Below are 18,363 nucleotides of genomic sequence, written 5' to 3'. Positions count from 1 at the left end.
AGCCGCGAAGCTCAGGGGCGAGCCCGGTCCCCGGGCGCCGAAGCGGTCGAGCCGCGCACCACCAGTTCCGGCATGAACACGAACTCGCTGTGGGGCGCGGGCGTCCCGCCGATCTCCTCCAGCAGGGTGCGGACCGCCGCCTGCCCCATCGCGGGGACGGGCTTGCGGATCGTCGTCAGCGGCGGGTCGGTGAAGGCGATCAGCGGCGAGTCGTCGAAGCCGACCACGGAGACGTCCGTCGGAACCTCCAGGCCGCGCTGGCGCGCCGCCCTGATCGCGCCCAGCGCCATCATGTCGCTGGCGCACACCACGGCCGTGCAGTTCCGCTCGATCAGCGCCGTGGCCGCGGCCTGCCCGCCCTCCAGGGTGTAGAGGGAGTGCTGGACCAGCTCCGTCTCGACGGCCTCGGCACCCAGGCCCAACTGGTCCTGCATGGTGCGCACGAACCCCTCGATCTTGCGCTGCACGGGCACGAACCGCTTGGGCCCGAGCGCCAGACCGATCCGCGTGTGCCCCAGTGACACCAGATGCGTCACCGCGAGGGTCATCGCCGCGCGGTCGTCGGGGGAGATGAACGGCGCCTGCACCTTCGGCGAGAAACCGTCGACCAGCACGTACGGCACGCCCTGCGCGCGCAGCCGGTCGTAGCGCTGCATGTCGGCCGTGGTGTCCGCGTGCAACCCGGAGACGTAGATGATGCCGGCGACCCCGCGGTCCACGAGCATCTCCGTGAGCTCGTCCTCGGTCGAGCCGCCCGGCGTCTGGGTGGCCAGCACCGGCGTGTAGCCCTGCCGGGTCAGCGCCTGGCCGATGACCTGGGCCAGGGCCGGGAAGATCGGGTTCTCCAGCTCCGGGGTGATCAGACCCACCAGCCCCTCGCTGCGCTGCCGCAGCCGTACCGGGCGTTCGTAGCCCAGCACGTCGAGGGCGGCCAGCACGGACTGGCGGGTGGTGGCGGCGACGCCCGGCTTCCCGTTGAGGACGCGGCTGACGGTCGCTTCGCTCACCCCCGCCTGAGCAGCGATGTCGGCAAGCCGTGTGGTCACAGCACTGGACTGTAGCGGCCGGGGTTCCGCTTGCACACCGACGGGCCGCCTGGTGCGTGCCGGCGCACGGCCCGCTGCGGGTTGCTTGGTCATCGCGGTCCCTCGAAGTCGTGGTCGGCGTCCGATCCGCCACGGATGATTCACCCGGCGGCAACGGATGGCAAGTGCTTGCAGAGTCTTGCACAACTGCCCGACTCCCCGCCGGACAGCCGAAAATCCCCGTTCGGCAACGGTCAGGAGGAGGCCGGGAAGAGATCACGGCCGGATAACCTTCCGCACCCCTTGCATCTTTTTGCTGCAAGGTCTTTCGCAACTCCTTGCGGCGCGGCTAATCTCACCGACGCCCGGCGGCCAACGGCGCAGTCGGCAGCACGTAACGGGCTTTCACCCTCAAGGAGAACTCATGCGGCGTGGCATAGCGGCCACCGCGCTGGTGGCGTCCCTCGCCCTGGCGGCGACGGCGTGCGGCGGGAGCGACAGCGGCGACGAGGCCGACGGCCCGGTCACCATCACCTGGTGGGACACCTCCAACGCCACCAACGAGGCGCCGACGTACAAGGCCCTGGTCAAGGAGTTCGAGGCGGCCAACAAGGGCATCAAGGTCAACTACGTCAACGTCCCCTTCGACCAGGCGCAGAACAAGTTCGACACCGCCGCCGGTTCCAAGGGCGCCCCCGACGTGCTGCGCTCCGAGGTCGGCTGGACCCCGGCCTTCGCCAAGAAGGGCTTCTTCGCGCCGCTGGACGGCACCGAGGCCCTCGCCGAGCAGGACAAGTTCCAGCCCAGCCTGATCGAGCAGGCGAAGTACGGCGGCAAGACCTACGGCGTCCCCTTCACCACGGACACCCTCGCCCTCGTCTACAACAAGGCCCTGTTCAAGAAGGCCGGCGTCGAGGCCCCCAAGACCTGGGACGACCTGAAGAAGGCCGCCGCCACCATCAAGGACAAGACCGGCGTCGAGGGCTACTGGGGCTCCACCCAGGCCTACTACGCCCAGTCCTTCCTCTACGGCGAGGGCACCGACACCGTCGACGTGGACGCCAAGAAGATCACCGTCACCTCGCCCGCCGCCAAGAAGGCCTACGGCACCTGGCAGAGCCTCTTCGAGGGCAAGGGCCTGCACAAGGCCGACACCACCGCCGACGCCTACGCCCACATCCAGGAGGCGTTCGTCAGCGGCAAGGTCGCCTCGATCGTCCAGGGCCCGTGGGAGATCACCAACTTCTACAAGGGCTCCGCCTTCAAGGACAAGAACAACCTCGGCATCGCCACCGTCCCGGCCGGCTCCACCGGCAAGGCGGGCGCCCCGACCGGCGGCCACAACCTCTCCGTGTACGCGGGCTCGGACAAGGCCCACCAGGAGGCCTCGCTGAAGTTCGTGCAGTTCATGACCTCGGCCAAGGCCCAGGAGACCATCGCGCTGAAGAACTCCACGCTCCCCACGCGCGAGGACGCCTACACCGCCGAGGTCAAGGCCGACCCCGGCATCGCCGGCTACCAGGGCGTGCTCGCCTCCGCCCAGCCGCGCCCGGCGCTGCCCGAGTACAGCTCGCTGTGGGGCCCGCTCGACGACGAACTGATCGAGATCGCGGGCGGCAAGGAGTCCCTGGACAAGGGCCTCGGCGACGCCGAGACCGCGATCACCAAGCTGGTGCCGGACTTCTCCAGGTGACCGCCGCGTGGCTGCCGGACCCCCGGTCACGGGGGGAGGGGCCCGGCAGCCACCGGCCCGCGTCTGCGCCCGCGCCCGTGCTTGCGCCTGGGCAGCTCCCCTGACCTCCTTGAACCTCCAGAGGTGTCGAACCATGACCGTCGTCATCGACCGAGCGACCGGCAAGCCGCGCGGTGAGCGGGAACCGCGGCCCGGACCCGGCCGGCGGCTGAAGCACGGCTTCCACAAGCACTGGTACGCCTACGCGATGATCGCCCCGGTGGTGATGGTCCTCGGCGTCCTCGTGCTGTACCCGCTGGCGTACGGCCTGTACCTCACCCTCACCGACGCCACCAGCCTCAACACCGCCCGCACCATCGGCGTCAACCACATCGACGCCACCTACCAGTTCATCGGCCTGGACAACTACGCCGACATCCTGTGGGGCCCGACCTCGTACGACCGCTTCTGGTCGCACGTCCTGTGGACCGTCTTCTGGACGGCGGCCTGCGTCGCCCTGCACTACGGCATCGGACTCGGCCTCGCCCTGCTGCTCAACCAGAAGCTGCGCGGCCGCACCCTCTACCGGATGGTCCTGGTCCTGCCCTGGGCCGTCCCGACCTTCGTCACCGTGTTCGGCTGGCGGTTCATGCTCGCCGACGGCGGCGTCATCAACTCCGGCCTGGACCTCCTGCACCTGCCGACACCGCTCTGGCTGGAGGACACCTTCTGGCAGCGGTTCGCCGCGATCATGGTCAACACCTGGTGCGGTGTGCCGTTCATGATGGTCTCGCTGCTCGGCGGCCTGCAGTCGATCGACGCGAGCCTGTACGAGGCGTCCGAGATGGACGGCGCCAGCGCCTGGCAGCGCTTCCGGTACGTCACCCTGCCGGGTCTGCGGGCCGTCAGCACCACGGTCGTCCTCCTGGGCGTGATCTGGACCTTCAACCAGTTCGCCATCATCTTCCTGCTGTTCGGCAACACCGCCCCGGACGCCCAGATCCTCGTCACCTGGGCCTACCAGCTGGGCTTCGGACAGCAGCCGCGCGACTACGCCCAGTCCGCCGCCTACGGGATCCTGCTGCTGTCCCTCCTGATCGTCTTCACCTCCTTCTACCGCCGCTGGCTGAACCGCAACGAGCAGCAGCTCGCGATCTGAGGCAGGAGTCCGACATGAGTACGACCACCCGCCGGCGCGGCGAGCACAGCCGCGCGACCTCCCTCGTCTCGCACGCCGTGCTGATCGGCGCGAGCCTGATCGCGCTCTTCCCGATCGCCTGGCTGGTCTTCCTGTCCCTCGGCCCGGACAAGGACGACTACCTCCACCCCGGACGCATCTGGGGCAAGATGACGTTCGACAACTACACGTTCGTCCTGAAGGACACGAGCTTCTTCGACTGGCTGACGAGCACACTGGTCGTGGTGCTGGGCACGACGCTGATCGGCGTCGTCGTCGCGGCCTCCACCGGCTATGCCGTCTCCCGCATGCGGTTCCCCGGCTACCGGAAGCTGATGTGGGTGCTGCTCGTCACCCAGATGTTCCCGATCGCGGTACTGATCGTGCCGATGTACCAGATCCTCTCGGACCTGCGGCTCATCGACAGCTACCTTGGTCTCATCCTTGTCAACTGCACCACGATCGTGCCGTACTGCGCCTGGCTGATGAAGGGCTATTTCGACACCATCCCGTTCGAGATCGACGAGGCCGGGCGCGTCGACGGGCTGACCCCCTTCGGCACGTTCGCGCGGCTGATCCTGCCGCTGGCCAAGCCGGGCCTCGCGGTCGCGGCGTTCTACAGTTTCCTCACGGCCTTCGGCGAGGTCGCGTTCGCTTCGACGTTCCTGCTGAGTGACGACAAGTACACGTTTGCCGTCGGTCTGCAGACGTTCGTGAGCGAGCATGACGCGCAGCGGAACCTGATGGCCGCGACGGCCGTTCTGATTGCCATACCGGCAGCCGCGTTCTTCTATCTCGTGCAGAAGAATCTGGTGACCGGGCTGACGGCGGGCGGCACGAAGGGGTGAGCCCCGCTTGTCGACCGGCTGCGGACCCGTCGTGGCTGGTCGCCCCACGCGGCGGAGCCGCATATCGAGAGAGCACCGCGCCCCTGGGGGCGCGTCCGCTCACATGACCACACCTCTGTTACGCATCAAGGACGACATGAGCCAGCACTCTGCCGCACCTGCCCCCACCCCCACGTCCGCCGTGGCCGTCGCCAAGCGTCGCGACTGGTGGCGGGACGCGGTGATCTACCAGGTGTATCCGCGCAGCTTCGCCGACAGCAACGGCGACGGCATGGGCGACCTGGAAGGTGTCCGCACCCGCCTGCCGTACCTGCGCGACCTCGGCGTGGACGCGGTGTGGCTCAGCCCCTTCTACGCCTCGCCGCAGGCCGACGCCGGGTACGACGTCGCCGACTACCGGGCCGTCGACCCGATGTTCGGCAACCTCCTGGACGCCGACGCGCTGATCCGCGACGCCCACGAGCTGGGCCTGAGGATCATCGTCGACCTCGTGCCCAACCACTCCTCCGACCAGCACGAGTGGTTCAAGCGGGCCGTGGCCGAGGGCCCGGGCTCCCCGCTGCGGGACCGCTACCACTTCCGCCCCGGCAAGGGGGAGAACGGCGAACTCCCACCCAACGACTGGGAGTCGATCTTCGGCGGCCCGGCCTGGACACGGGTCCCGGACGGTGAGTGGTACCTGCACCTCTTTGCCCCCGAGCAGCCCGACTTCAACTGGGAGCACCCGGCGGTCGGCGACGAGTTCCGTTCCATCCTGCGCTTCTGGCTGGACATGGGCGTCGACGGCTTCCGGATCGATGTCGCCCACGGCCTGGTGAAGGCGGAGGGGCTTCCCGACCTTGGATCCCATGACCAGGTGCGGCTGCTGGGTAACGATGTCATGCCGTTCTTCGACCAGGACGGGGTCCATGAGATCTACCGGCAGTGGCGGCTCATCCTCGACGAGTACTCGGGGGACCGCATCTTCGTCGCCGAGGCGTGGACCCCGACCATCGAGCGCACCGCCCACTACGTCCGCCCGGACGAGCTGCACCAGGCGTTCAACTTCCAGTACCTCAGTACCCACTGGGACGCCGCGGAGATGCGCGAGGTCATCGACCGCACCCTGGACGCCATGCGCCCGGTCGGCGCCCCCGCCACCTGGGTCCTGTCCAACCACGACGTGACCCGGCACGCCACCCGGTTCGCCAACCCGCCCGGCCTCGGCACCCAGATCCGTCTGGCCGGCGACCGGGACCTGGGCCTGCGCAGGGCCCGGGCCGCGACCCTGCTGATGCTGGCGCTGCCCGGCTCCGCCTACCTCTACCAGGGCGAGGAGCTGGGGCTTCCGGACGTCGTGGACCTGCCGGACGAGGTGCGCCAGGACCCGGCGTACTTCCGGGGCGCGGGCCAGGACGGCTTCCGAGACGGATGCCGGGTGCCGATCCCGTGGACCCGGGCCGGGTCGTCGTACGGCTTCGGAGACGGGGGCAGCTGGCTGCCGCAGCCGGAGGGCTGGGGCGAGCTGAGTGTCGAGGCGCAGACCGGCGAGCCCGGCTCGACCCTGGAGCTGTACCGGGCGGCGCTCGCCGTGCGCCGGGAGCAGCCCGACCTCGGTGCGGGCGGCTCCGTGGAGTGGCTGCGGGCGCCCGAGGGCGTGCTGGCCTTCCGGCGCGGCGAGTTCGTGTGCGTCGCGAACACCACCGGCGAGTCGGTGGCGATGCCGGCGTACGGCCGGGTGCTGGTCGCGAGCGGGGAGATCGTCCAGGTCGACGACGAGGCGAAGATGCCCGCCGACACCACGGTGTGGTGGACCACCGGCTGATCCACCCTCGGATTTTCCCTTGAATTTCGCACGGCCCGCTGCCCTTCGGAGCGGCGGGCCCTTACCATCTGCCTCACCGCAAGGTTTCTGAACCTTGCAGCAAGAATCTGCAAACGCGAGAACCCGCAACGCTCCTTCGACGAAGAAGGAAACCCCACATGGCACGCAGACACCTCGCCGCCGCCGCGCTCGCCGCGGCTGCGGTTGTCATGAACCCGACCAGTGCGCAGGCCTCCCCACCTGGCGCCAAGGACGTCACCGCCGTCCTCTTCGAGTGGAAGTACGCCTCCGTCGCCCGCGAGTGCGGCAACACCCTCGGCCCCGGATACGGCTACGTCCAGGTCTCACCGCCCGCCGAGCACATCACGGGGCCGCAGTGGTGGACCTCGTACCAGCCGGTCGGTTACCGGATCGCCGGCCGGCTCGGTGACCGCGCGGCCTTCCAGGACATGGTGAACACCTGCCACGCGGCCGGTGTGAAGGTCGTCGTCGACACGGTGATCAACCACATGTCGGCGGGCAGCGGCACCGGCACCGGCGGCTCGTCGTACACCAAGTACACCTACCCCGGCCTGTACTCGTCGTACGACTTCGACGACTGCACGAGCCGGATCGACGACTACCAGGACCGCTGGAACGTCCAGCACTGCGAACTGGTGGGGCTCGCCGATCTGGACACCGGTGAGCCCTACGTCCGGGGCGCGATCGCCGGGTACATGAACGACCTGCTCTCCCTCGGCGTGGACGGCTTCCGCATCGACGCGGCCAAGCACATGGACGCCGCCGACCTGGCGAACATCAAGTCCCGCCTGACCAACCCGGACGTGTACTGGAAGCAGGAAGTCATCCACGGCGCGGGCGAGGCCGTCCAGCCCGCCGAGTACACCGGCAACGGCGACGTCCAGGAGTTCCGCTACGCCTACGACCTCAAGCGGGTCTTCACCCACGAGAACCTCGCCTACCTGAAGAACTACGGCGAGGGCTGGGGCTATCTGAGCGGCGGCGTCTCCGGTGTCTTCGTCGACAACCACGACACCGAGCGCAACGGCTCCACCCTCAGCTACAAGGACGGCGCCGCGTACACCCTGGCAAACGTCTTCATGCTCGCCTGGCCCTACGGCGCACCGGACATCAACTCCGGCTACGAGTTCACCGACCAGGACGCGGGCCCGCCGAACGGCGGCACGGTCGACGCCTGCTGGCAGGACGGCTGGAAGTGCCAGCACAACTGGCCGGAGATCAGGTCCATGGTCGCCTTCCGCAACGCCACACGCGGCGAACCGGTCACCGACTGGTGGGACAACGGCGGCGACGCCATCGCCTTCGGCCGGGGCGGCAAGGGCTTCGTGGCCATCAACCACGAGTCCGGCTCCCTGACCCGGACCTACCAGACCTCGCTGCCCGCGGGGACGTACTGCGACGTGCAGAACAACACGGCCGTGACGGTGAACTCCAACGGGCAGCTGACGGCCACGCTGGGCCCGAACACGGCCCTGGCGATCCACACGTCCAAGCCGAGCTGCTCGCACGGGCTCGGACCCGACAGTGCCGCAATCGCAAGGAGTCCACGTCAGTGATACCGAGATGGCCGGCGCCGTCCAGGCGCCGAACCTCCCGTGCCGGACGGGTCGCCGCGGTCACCGCGACCGCGCTGGCCGCAGCACTCGTCCAGCCCCTCGCGGCGCGGGCGGACAGCCCGCCGCCGCCCCCGTCCGACGCGCGGCTCGCCGCCGAGCCCGCCCGGCACGACGCCACCCGTGAGCAGTTCTACTTCGTCCTGCCCGATCGTTTCGCCAACGGAGACGCGGGCAACGACACGGGCGGGCTGACCGGTTCCCGCCTGTCCACCGGCTACGACCCCGCCGACAAGGGTTTCTACCAGGGCGGCGACCTCAAGGGCCTGACCCGCAGGCTCGACTACATCAAGGGCCTCGGCACCACCGCCCTCTGGATGGCCCCGATCTTCAAGAACCAGCCCGTGCAGGGGAGGGGCAGCGACGCCTCCGCCGGCTACCACGGGTACTGGATCACCGACTTCACCCAAGTCGACCCGCACTTCGGCACCAACGACGACCTCGAAAACCTCATCGACAAGGCCCACGCCAAGGGCATGAAGGTCTTCTTCGACGTCATCACCAACCACACGGCGGACGTCGTCGACTACGAGGAGAAGTCCTACGACTACCTCTCCAAGGGCGCCTTCCCGTACCTGACGAAGGACGGCGTGCCCTTCGACGACGCCGACTACGCGGACGGACGGCGGGACTTCCCCCGCGTCGACAGCGGCTCCTTCCCGCGCACGCCCGAGGTGACCAGGAAGAACAAGGTCCCGTCCTGGCTCAACGACCCGACGATGTACCACAACCGCGGCGACTCCGCCTTCGCCGGTGAGAGCTCCGCCCACGGCGACTTCTCCGGCCTCGACGACCTGTGGACCGAGCGGCCCGAGGTCGTGCGGGGCATGGAGCGGATCTACCAGCGCTGGGTGCGGGACTTCGACGTCGACGGCTTCCGGATCGACACCGTGAAGCACGTCGACATGGAGTTCTGGAGGCAATGGGCGACCGCCCTCGACGCCTACGCGGCCAGGCAGGGCCGCGACGACTTCTTCATGTTCGGCGAGGTCTACTCGGCCGACACGTCCGTCACCGCGCCCTACGTCACCCGGGGCCGCCTCGACGCCACGCTCGACTTCCCCTTCCAGGAGGCGGCCCGCCGGTACGCCTCCCAGGGCGGCAGTGCGCAGCAGCTCGGAAACGTCTTCGGCGACGACTACAAGTACACGACCGACAAGGCCAACGCCTACGAGCAGGTCACCTTCCTCGGCAACCACGACATGGGCCGGATCGGGTCCTTCCTGAAGCAGGACGACCCGACGGCCACCGACGCCGAGCTGCTGAAGAAGGACCGGCTCGCCAACGAGCTGATGTTCCTCAGCCGCGGCAACCCCGTCGTCTACTACGGCGACGAGCAGGGCTTCACCGGCGCGGGCGGCGACAAGGACGCCCGGCAGAGCATGTTCGCCTCCCGCACCGCCGACTACCTCGACGACGACCTGATCGGCACCGACCGCACCCACGCCGAGGACGCCTACGACACGAGTGCACCGCTCTACCGCCGGATCAGTGCTCTCGCGAGGCTCCGCAAGGCCCACCCCGCCCTGGCCGACGGCGTCCAGGAGCAGCGGTACGCGGCCGACGGGCCGGGCGTGTACGCCTTCTCCCGCACCGACGCCAAAAGCGGCATCGAGTACGTCGTCGCCGTCAACAACGCCGGCGAGGCGAGGACGGCGACCTTCGCGACCGGTTCGGCCGGCATGGCCTTCAAGGGCGTCTACGGCACGGACGACGCCCTGAAGAGCGACGGCGACAGGAAGCTCACCGTCACCGTCCCGCCCGGCTCGGCGATCGTCCTCAAAGCGTCCGGCCGCCCTGCCGCACCCGCCACCGAGCCGACGCTCACCCTGAAGGCACCGGCGGCCGGCGCCACCGGCACGGTGGAGCTCTCCGCCGACGTCGACGGCGGCCGGCTGGGCCGGGTCGTCTTCGCCGCCCAGACCGGCAACGGCAGGTGGCAGACCCTCGGCTCCGCCGACCACGCCCCGTACAAGGTCACCCAGACCATCGCCGGCGACGTACCGCCCGGCACGGCCCTGCGCTACAAGGCCGTCGTGGTCGACTCGTCCGGCCGCACCGCGAGCGCCCTGGCCGCCTCCACCAGCGGCACGCCACCCGCCGAGCAGCCGCCCGGCGCCTCCTCCCGCGACTACGCGATCGTCCACTACAAGCGCGCCGACGGCGACTACGCCGACTGGGGCCTGTACGCCTGGGGCGACCTCGCCGACGGCGAGACCACCCAGTGGCCCGACAGCCACCCCTTCACCGGCCGGGACGCCTACGGCGCCTTCGCCTACGTCAAGCTCAGGCCCGGCGCCTCGACCGTAGGCTTCCTCGTCGTCGACAAGGACGGCGACAAGGACACCGCCGCCGACCGCACGATCGACGTCACGAAGACCGGCGAGGTCTGGATCGAGCAGGGCAAGGAGACCGTCACCACCGAGCGCCCGGACCACCCGGCGCCCGACAGGACCAAGGCCGTCCTGCACTACCACCGCGCCGACGGCACCTACGACGGCTGGGGCCTGCACGTCTGGACGGGCGCCGCGCACCCCACCGACTGGTCGAACCCCCTGAAGCCGGTCAAGACTGATACGTATGGTGCGGTCTTCGAGGTACCGCTCAGCGACGGTGCCACCAGCCTCGGCTACATCCTCCACAAGGGCGACGAGAAGGACCTGCCCGCCGACCAGTCGCTCGACCTCACGGCGAACGGCCACGAGGTGTGGCTGTTGAGCGGCCAGGAGAAGTACCTGCTCCCGCAGCCCGCGGGCACCTCGGCCGCGCTCGACCTGACCACGTCCAAGGCGGTCTGGATCGACCGGAACACCCTCGCCTGGAACGGCTCCGAGGCCGCCGCATCCACCCAGCTGCCGTACAGCCGGGACGGCTCGATCACGGTGAAGGACGGCGCGCTGACCAGCGACGACGAGAGGTGGCTCCGTCTGTCCAAGAGCAGCCTCACCGATGCCCAGAAGGCGAAGTTCCCGCACCTGAAGGAGTACGACGCCTGGACCGTCGACCCGCGCGACCGCGACCGGGTCCGCGAGGCACTGCGCGGCCAGGTCGTCGCCACGCAGCGGGCTGCCAACGGCGCCGTCCTGGCCGCGACCGGCGTCCAGATCGCCGGTGTCCTCGACGACCTGTACGACGCCACAAAGGCCCGCCTGGGGCCGGTGTTCTCCCGGGGCCGCCCCACGCTGTCGGTGTGGGCACCGACCGCGCAGCACGTGGCGCTGGAGATCGGCGGATCCACCGTGCCGATGCGACGCGACGACACCACCGGCGTCTGGTCCGTCACCGGCCACAAGTCCTGGAAGGGCAAGCCCTACCGGTACGTCGTGAAGGTCTGGGCGCCCAGCGCCGGCAAGGTCGTCACCAACAAGGTCACCGACCCCTACTCGGTCGCCCTCACCGCGGACTCCGAGCGCAGCCTGGTCGTCGACCTCGGCGACGAGTCCCTGGCGCCGAGCGGCTGGTCGACGTACACCAAGCCCGAGGCCGTACCGCTGCGGGACGCCCAGATCCAGGAGCTGCACATCCGGGACTTCTCCGTCGAGGACAGGACGGCGAAGCACCCGGGCACCTACCTCGCCTTCACCGACAAGGCGAGCGACGGCTCCAAGCACCTGCGCGAGCTGGCGAAGGCGGGCACCTCCTACGTCCATCTCCTGCCCGCCTTCGACATCGCCACCATCCCGGAGCGCAAGGCCGACCAGGCGAGCGTGGACTGCGACCTGGCCTCCTACCCGGCCGACTCCGACAAGCAGCAGGAGTGCGTCGGGAAGATCGCCGCGAAGGACGCCTACAACTGGGGCTACGACCCGTACCACTACACGGTCCCCGAGGGCTCCTACGCCACCGACCCGGACGGCACGGCCCGTACGGTCGAGTTCCGGACGATGGTGAAGGCCCTCAACGACGACGGCCTGCGGGTCGTGATGGACGTCGTCTACAACCACACCGCGGCCGCCGGCCAGGAGCGGACCAGCGTCCTCGACCGGATCGTGCCCGGCTACTACCAGCGGCTCCTCGCCGACGGCTCGGTGGCGAACAGCACCTGCTGCGCCAACACCGCGACCGAGAACGCCATGATGGGCAAGCTGGTCGTCGACTCGATCGTCACCTGGGCCAGGCAGTACAAGGTCGACGGCTTCCGCTTCGACCTCATGGGCCACCACCCGAAGGCGAACATCCTGGCCGTACGGAAGGCACTGGACGAGCTGACCCTCGCCGGGGACGGCGTCGACGGCAAGAAGATCATCCTGTACGGGGAGGGCTGGAACTTCGGGGAGGCCGCCGACGACGCCCGCTTCGTCCAGGCCACCCAGAAGAACATGGCCGGCACCGGCGTCGCCACCTTCTCCGACCGGGCCCGGGACGCCGTGCGCGGCGGCGGCCCCTTCGACGAGGACCCCGGCGTCCAGGGCTTCGCGTCCGGCCTCTACACCGACCCCAACTCCTCGGAGCACAACGGCACCGGGGCCGAGCAGAAGGCCCGCCTGCTGCACTACCAGGACCTGATCAAGATCGGCCTCTCCGGCAACCTCGCCCGCTACCGGTTCACCGACACCACCGGCAAGGAGGTCAAGGGCGCCGAGGTCGACTACAACGGCTCACCCGCCGGCTACGCGGACGCCCCCGGGGACGCCCTCGCCTACGCCGACGCGCACGACAACGAGTCCCTCTTCGACGCGCTGACCTTCAAACTGCCCGCCACGACCAGCGCGTCCGACCGGGCCCGGATGCAGGTCCTGGCCATGGCGACCGCGACCCTGTCCCAGGGCCCGGCCCTCTCCCAGGCGGGCACCGACCTGCTCCGCTCCAAGTCCCTGGACCGCAACTCCTACGACAGCGGCGACTGGTTCAACGCCGTCCACTGGAACTGCGCCGACGGCAATGGCTTCGGCCGCGGACTGCCGATGGCGGCCGACAACGCCGCCAAGTGGCCGTACGCCAAGCCCCTGTTGAGCCGGGTCAGGGTGGGCTGCGAGCAGATCGACGGCGCCTCGGCGGCCTACCGCGACCTGCTGCGGATCCGCACCACCGAGCGGGACTTCTCCCTCGGCACCACCGAGCGGGTGCAGTCCCGGCTCTCCTTCCCGCTGTCCGGCAGCGACGAGACACCCGGCGTGATCACCATGCGGCTCGGCGACCTCGTCGTCGTCTTCAACGCCACCCCCGAGCGGCGGGAACAGCGTGTCCCCGCACTCGCCGGGACCGGCTACCGGCTGCACCCCGTGCAGGCCGCGGGGGCGGACCCTACCGTCAAGTCCTCCTCCTACGCGGCGGAATCGGGCACGTTCGCCGTTCCGGGGCGCACCGTCGCCGTCTTCACCCGGGCCGCCGGATAGCCGCACTACGTTGGGTGGGGCAGGCCGCGACCGACGGTCTGCCCCACCCCCGTACGCCCCGAGGGCCAGTCGAGATGGACGGCAACGGCACGCAGCACAGCCCCGGCACCACCGTGCTGGTCGTGGACGACGTCGCGGCCAGCCGGTACGCCATGGGCGCGGTGCTGAGCCGGGCCGGCCACCAGGTCGTGCCGGTCGCCAGCGGCGGCGAGGCGCTCGTCGAACTCGACGTCCGGCTGCGCGACGGCACCCTGCCCGACGTGGCCCTCGTCGACGTGGGCCTGCCGGACATGAGCGGCTTCGAACTGTGCCGCCGGGTCCGGGCCCGGCCGCCCATGGCCGCCCTGCCCGTCGTGCACTTCTCCGCCGCCGCGACCGCGCCCGGCGACCGGTGCCGGGGCCTGGACGCGGGCGGCGACGCCTATCTGACCGTGCCCGCCGAGCCGCAGGAGATCCAGGCCGTCGTACGGGCCGCCGTGCGCGGGGCGCGCCGCAGCACGGGCGACGAGACCGCCGTCCACCGACTGACGCTGCTGGCCGAGGCCATCGTCACCGTGCAGGCCGCCCGCTGCCCGCGGGAACTCGCCGCCGCGGCCGCCGACGGCGCCGCCCGCCTCACCGCCTCGCCCGCCGTGGTGTTCGTGCTCGGCCCGGACGGCGAGCCGTACCGGGGCACGGCCCGGTGCCGTCCCGCACCGGCGGACACCGGCGCCCACCAGGCGGCGGCACGGCTGGTCACCCGGCTCGCGGAGGGCCGCACGGGCGTCCACAGCACCGTCGTCCCCGCGCCGCTGTGGCCGGCCGGGTTGTTCCGGCCGGGCGTCGAGGAGGACGCCCGCCTGACCGTGGCGACCGCCCAGGACGGCCGGACGGCGGTCTGCCTCGCCACCCCCGTACGGCGGGCCGCGATCATCGACCCGGCGGCCGACGGGCTGCTCGCCCGCCTCGCCCAGGCCACCGCGCTGGCCGCGGAGCCGCTGCTGCTGTACCGGGTGGAGCGGCACGTCGCCCTCACCCTCCAGCACAGTTTCCTGCCCCAGCCGCACAAGCTGCCTGAGCTGCCGGGCGTCGACATCGTCGTCCGCTATGTGCCCGCCTCCCGGCAGACCGAGATCGGCGGCGACTTCTACGCCGCCCTGCACACCGGCGACGGCGTGCTCACCGCCGTCGGGGACGTCGTCGGGCACTCGCTGGACGCGGCCACCGTCATGGTCGAGATCCGGCACGCGTTGCGCGCCTACTGCGTGACCGAGAGCGACCCGGTCGTCCTGGCCGAGCGGCTCGACCGGATGCTCCAGCGGTACCACCCCGACATCACGGCCACCGTGTGCCTGGCCCTGGTCGAGCCCGGCAGCGGGCGGATACGGATCGCCAACGCCGGGCACATCCCACCCCTGATCCTGCGCGACGGGGGCGGCGCCGAGTACGTCGACGCGTGCGGTCCGCTGCTCGGGCTGGGCCTGGACCGGCCCGCGCCGACCGAGTGGCACCTGAAGCCCACCGACCGCCTCCTCATGGTCACCGACGGCCTCATCGAGACCCGCGGCACCCCCCTGGAGACCTCCCTGGAACAGCTCCGCACGGCCGCGGCGGACGCCCCGGCCGGACTCGACCCCCTCTGTGACGTGCTGCTCGGCTGCTTCGGCCGGGACCGGGAGGACGACATTGCGATGCTCGCCCTGCGGTTAGGGTGAGCCCGTTGGCCGCCCAGGACAGGAGTGCTCATGCCGCAGATCACCGTCGACTATTCCGCCGACCTCGCGGACGACTTCGACCGGCCCGGGTTCGCGAAGGCGCTGCACGAGGCGACCGTCGAGATCGCCGCCGCCACGCCGCAGGCGTGCAAGACCCGCTTTTGCCGGACCGAGGACATCGTGGTCGGGCCCGAGACCGGCGGGCACTCCCATGTGCACGTCCACTTCGCGCTGCTCCCCGGCCGCACCGAGGAGACCAAGGCCCGGCTCACCGAGGCCACCCTGGAGTTGCTGCGCACGCATGTGAAGGCCGCCGAGGGGCGCGCGCTGCACGCCTCCGCCGAGGTGCGCGAACTGGACGCGTCCTACCGGAAGTTCGAGAGCTGAGAAGCCGGGAGGTCCCGCAGCCGCGCGGTCTCAGGTCGCCAGCGCCAGGAGGCGCCCGGCCAGCTGGGCGAACGGGCCGTCGGCCGGTTCCTCCCGGGCGATGCGGCGCATCAGGGCGCCCATCTCGGCGTCCTGGGCGGCGCTGACCGCGGTGAGCGCGGCGAAGTCATGGACGAGCTGGACCTCCAGCTCGGCCCGCGGGATACGCCGGCCGTCCAGCCAGATCAGGGCCGTCGACTCGGCGAGCGAGATCCAGGACCGGACGACCAGTTCCAGCCGCGCGGGCGGATCGGTCACGCCCAGATGCGAAAGGATCTGGACATACGCGGCCTGCCGTACGGAGTCGACGAGCGCGTTGGTCGTCGAGGAGCCGACCGCCGGCCCGCCGCGCATGAGGGCGGAGAAACCGGGGCCGTGCTCGTCGACGAAGTCGAAGAAGCGGCACGTCACCCGCAGCAGCCGCGCTCCCAGCGGCCCCTCGTGCGGTTCCGCGAAACGGGCCGCGAGATCGTCCGAGGCCCGCTTCAACGCGGCCTCGTACAGGCTGAGTTTGCCGGGGAAGTAGTGGTAGACCAACGGGCGTGAAATGCCCGCGGCGGACGCTATCTCGTCGATCGAGACCTCGTCGGGCGAGCGGCGGCTGAACAGTTCGAGGGCGACGCCGATCAACTGCTGCCGCCGCTCCTCGACTCCCATTCTGCGGCGAACCCCGGTAGTCATGCGAACACCCTACCGATCGAATCCAGCCTTGAACGGATCGGATCGGTCACGGATGTACACCCGGATGCCCCGGGCGGGCTTGAGTTCCAGCGATCGTCGGTCAGCGCAGCCCGTCGATCGAACGCCCGTCCCGCAGCGTGCCCTTCAGCTCGGCCCGCGCCCCCTGCTCGGCCGGCACGGTCAGCAGACTGGTCGGCGACGACCCGGCGACCCCGGCCGTCGCCCGGACCGACGCGGTATCCCGGCTGCCGGCCGCCAGCAGATACCAGTCGCCCGCCTTCGACTTCCACAGCACTCCGGCCAGCACGTGCGGGTCACGCGCCCCGCACGCCGCGACGTTCTCGGCCTTCGCCGCCACCGCCCCGTACCTCCCGCCCGGCGTGTGGAACTGGGCCAGCACCCGCGCCCCGCCGCCCCGCCAGGTCTCGGCCCGGGTGCACACCCACGCGGCCGAACCGCTGGCGTCCGGCAGCGGCTGCTCGTTGAACGCCCAGGCGTTGACGCTCCGCACGCCCCCGGAGCGCACCGTCCCCAGCGAGCAGGCGAACGGCGCCCAGGCGTGCAGCGCCGCGGCGCCGGACACCTCGCCCGGGGACCCGGGCCGGCCGGCGGTGAGCCGGGCCGGGACCAGTTCGCCGAGGTCGGTCAGCAGCCGCGTCTTCCTGCCGTCGGTCAGCTGCAGCACGTTCCACGACGTACACGCGCCGGACCGCAGGGCCGGGCTGGCCAGCGGCGCGGTCACACCCTCGGTGAGGGCCAGCTCCATCGCGCCGGAGCCAGGCTTCATCAGGTCCCGCTCGCCCGCCTCCGTCACCCAAGGGGCGGTCAGATAGCGGACGTTGCCGTCGGCCCGGCCCAGTACCACCGCGCCCGCCTCGGCCCGGCCCGCGCCGTCGACCCGGGCGAAGTCGAGGGCGGCGCCCTGTGTGCCCTCCTTCGGCTCGGCGTACCGGACGATGCGCAGACCGTCGTAGAGGATCACCACGCGCGCCGCGTCGACCGTCCCCGCGTACAGCAGCTGGGGCGGTCCGGCAGGGCCGCCGGACGGGGTGCCGGGCGTCGCGGCGACCCGGACCGTCTCGCCGGGGCGGGCCCAGACGGCCAGGGCGCGGCGCAGCAGGGCCGAGTCGCCGGTGAGGTCACCGCGGGCCGGCCACACCGAGAAGTCGGTGCGCGCCGAGCCGCGCCACGCGGTGGGCGGGACCCGGGTCAGCTTCGCCGGGTCCAGGGCGGCCTGGGCGGCCGGGTTGCGCGCGTACGGCGGCGCGGCGGCGCCTTCGGGGCCCCAGCCCTCGCCGGGCGGACCCAGCAGCGCCCCGCACACCAGCAGGGCCGCCCCGGCGGCCAGCGCGGCCTTCAGGTGCTGGCGGCGCCGCATCAGGTCGGTGGGGCGGGCCTGGAGCGAGCAGGGGTCGAACTCGGGGGAGTCGAGCAGCCCGTACTGCGCGGGGATCCCGTCGGCCTCCAGCAGCGCGCCGTCCGCGTCGGCGACGCCCGCGGCCGTGAGCACCTTGCGTACGCCGTCGTCCGTCAGCCGCTCCAGGCCGCGCAGCGCGTAGACGGCCCGGGCCGGCCCGGTCAGGGTGGACAGCCGCTGGTCCAGGGCGAGTTCGTCGGCGCCGCCGGAGCGCGGGAACAGCTTCAGGCCCCACACCTGCGGCAGCACCGGCGGCAGCTGGGACCGCCTGGGCCAGGCCTTGCGCTTCAGCGGCAGCCCCGCCTCCAGCGCCGTCCGCAGCACCTGCAGACGGACCAGGGCGTAGCCCGGGTCGCCGTCACGGCCCGTCGACTGGGCCGGGATCACCGGCGCCGGGGTGCGGTTGCGGGGGAGTGCGCGCTGGGTGAGGGCGTGTGCGGTCAGGACGCGCCGGCTGCGGCCCAGGCCCGGCGGCAGCACCAGATAGGCGAGCCGCACGAGCCGCGGGTAGTGCTCGACGAGCGCGGCCTCGGCCTGCTCTACATCGACGACCGGGCCGGTGGGGGAGGGGGACGCGGGGCGCTGGGCGACATCCTGTGACTGCACGTTCAGCAGAACGAGCGAATCGGGGGATGGTCACCTGACATCG

The 18,363-nt window shown here is 71.1% G+C and carries 11 protein-coding genes; 8 read left to right on the top strand and 3 right to left on the bottom strand.

The genetic code is table 11. The annotated features are described in order from the left end of the window. Nucleotides 1-11 precede the first annotated feature (11 nt). Entirely contained in the window at nucleotides 12-1,046 is a 1,035-nt protein-coding gene (locus ACFZDA_RS04535) for a substrate-binding domain-containing protein (protein ID WP_391074821.1), read from the bottom strand. 403 nt (nucleotides 1,047-1,449) lie between these two features. Between ACFZDA_RS04535 and ACFZDA_RS04530 the strand changes: the two genes are divergently transcribed. From ACFZDA_RS04530 to ACFZDA_RS04495, 8 genes are all read left to right on the top strand, one after another. Then, complete coding sequence (locus tag ACFZDA_RS04530) at nucleotides 1,450-2,718, top strand: extracellular solute-binding protein (RefSeq protein WP_391074818.1); 1,269 nt, start codon at nucleotides 1,450-1,452, stop codon at nucleotides 2,716-2,718. A gap of 133 nt (nucleotides 2,719-2,851) precedes the next feature. Then, complete coding sequence (locus ACFZDA_RS04525; protein WP_391074816.1) at nucleotides 2,852-3,856, top strand: ABC transporter permease subunit; 1,005 nt, start codon at nucleotides 2,852-2,854, stop codon at nucleotides 3,854-3,856. A gap of 14 nt (nucleotides 3,857-3,870) precedes the next feature. After that, nucleotides 3,871-4,722 carry an ABC transporter permease subunit gene (locus ACFZDA_RS04520; RefSeq protein ID WP_391074813.1) on the top strand — a complete coding sequence of 284 codons (852 nt, stop codon included), beginning with the start codon at nucleotides 3,871-3,873 and terminating at the stop codon, nucleotides 4,720-4,722. A 136-nt stretch (nucleotides 4,723-4,858) separates the two neighbouring features. Further along, complete coding sequence (locus ACFZDA_RS04515) at nucleotides 4,859-6,526, top strand: alpha-amylase family glycosyl hydrolase (RefSeq protein ID WP_391074810.1); 1,668 nt, start codon at nucleotides 4,859-4,861, stop codon at nucleotides 6,524-6,526. A 158-nt stretch (nucleotides 6,527-6,684) separates the two neighbouring features. Next, on the top strand, nucleotides 6,685-8,103 hold the full coding sequence (locus tag ACFZDA_RS04510; RefSeq protein WP_391074807.1) for an alpha-amylase family glycosyl hydrolase: 1,419 nt from the start codon (nucleotides 6,685-6,687) through the stop codon (nucleotides 8,101-8,103). Next, nucleotides 8,100-13,496 carry a pullulanase-type alpha-1,6-glucosidase gene (pulA, locus tag ACFZDA_RS04505; RefSeq protein WP_391074804.1) on the top strand — a complete coding sequence of 1,799 codons (5,397 nt, stop codon included), beginning with the start codon at nucleotides 8,100-8,102 and terminating at the stop codon, nucleotides 13,494-13,496. Before ACFZDA_RS04510 ends, pulA begins: the two co-directional genes overlap by 4 nt. 74 nt (nucleotides 13,497-13,570) lie before the next feature. After that, entirely contained in the window at nucleotides 13,571-15,190 is a 1,620-nt protein-coding gene (locus ACFZDA_RS04500; protein ID WP_391074801.1) for a SpoIIE family protein phosphatase, read from the top strand. 30 nt (nucleotides 15,191-15,220) lie between these two features. Then, nucleotides 15,221-15,577 carry a 5-carboxymethyl-2-hydroxymuconate Delta-isomerase gene (locus ACFZDA_RS04495; protein ID WP_391074798.1) on the top strand — a complete coding sequence of 119 codons (357 nt, stop codon included), beginning with the start codon at nucleotides 15,221-15,223 and terminating at the stop codon, nucleotides 15,575-15,577. Nucleotides 15,578-15,607: 30 nt separating this feature from the next. On the opposite strand, the gene ACFZDA_RS04490 is transcribed toward ACFZDA_RS04495, so the two are convergent. Both ACFZDA_RS04490 and ACFZDA_RS04485 read right to left on the bottom strand, forming a co-directional pair. Beyond that, nucleotides 15,608-16,297 (bottom strand): TetR family transcriptional regulator, encoded by a 690-nt coding sequence (locus tag ACFZDA_RS04490; protein ID WP_391074795.1) that lies wholly within the window; start codon nucleotides 16,295-16,297, stop codon nucleotides 15,608-15,610. Between the two features lie 100 nt (nucleotides 16,298-16,397). Beyond that, the gene (locus ACFZDA_RS04485; protein WP_391074792.1) at nucleotides 16,398-18,320 is read right to left on the bottom strand and encodes a hypothetical protein; all 1,923 of its coding nucleotides are present in this window, start codon (nucleotides 18,318-18,320) and stop codon (nucleotides 16,398-16,400) included. Between the last annotated feature and the right edge of the window lie 43 nt (nucleotides 18,321-18,363).

The sequence above is a fragment of the Streptomyces sp. NPDC007991 genome (genome assembly GCF_042958445.1).
Taxonomy (GTDB): Bacteria; Actinomycetota; Actinomycetes; order Streptomycetales; family Streptomycetaceae; genus Streptomyces.
This window is presented reverse-complemented; position numbering and strand designations above follow the sequence as displayed.